Origin of the sequence: Herbiconiux daphne (assembly GCF_024979295.1) — a bacterium.
GTDB lineage: Bacteria > Actinomycetota > Actinomycetes > Actinomycetales > Microbacteriaceae > Herbiconiux > Herbiconiux daphnes.
In genome coordinates, this window is sequence record NZ_JANLCJ010000570.1 from 1 (window position 1) to 597 (window position 597).

At 41.5% G+C, this 597-nt stretch carries 1 protein-coding gene; it reads right to left on the reverse strand.

Translation table 11 applies throughout. The features are described 5' to 3' along the window. A partial coding sequence (locus N1032_RS26495) for a DUF5309 domain-containing protein (protein WP_259543640.1) occupies positions 1–597 on the reverse strand: 597 nt, incomplete at both ends.

Sequence of the window (597 nt, forward strand, 5' to 3'; positions counted from 1 at the left end):
GTTCACGAAGAACACGTTGAGTCAGAGTCTCTGGATCTACGAAGTAGACTAAATCTACAGGGCAGAAACGAGAGAAGCAAACACACCAGTTGCATCCACGGATATCAGTGATAGTGAATTGTTCATTATTGAATTTCTTACCTGGTTCCCAATCATCAATTCCAGTTTCAAATACTTGGAGCTGACGAACTACCTTGCCTTCATCAACACCAATAGCATTCAATTTCTCGGCATTAATCGGGTTGGCAAGAATAACACATGCTTTAGATCCAGATTTATACAGAGCTAAAGTGATTTTATCAAAATCATCTTTATCCAGCGCTGAACTGATATGAACAACAGTATCATCTGGAGTACCAGCAACAGTACCTGGAAGATCTGGGTTAGGTGTGTCTAACGGAGCAATCTGAGAGAAGAGTCCAGCAGTTTTAGCAGCAACAGTAGGAGCAGCACCGGCTACACCAGGTTGTACCATACCTTGCTTAGAACTGAACACAACTTCCATAACATTTTTAAGTTCTTTAGCAGCTTTCTCAAGTTGATATTTCAACTCTCCAGCACGACCATGAACAGAAGTTGCCAATGCAGAGTCAGAAA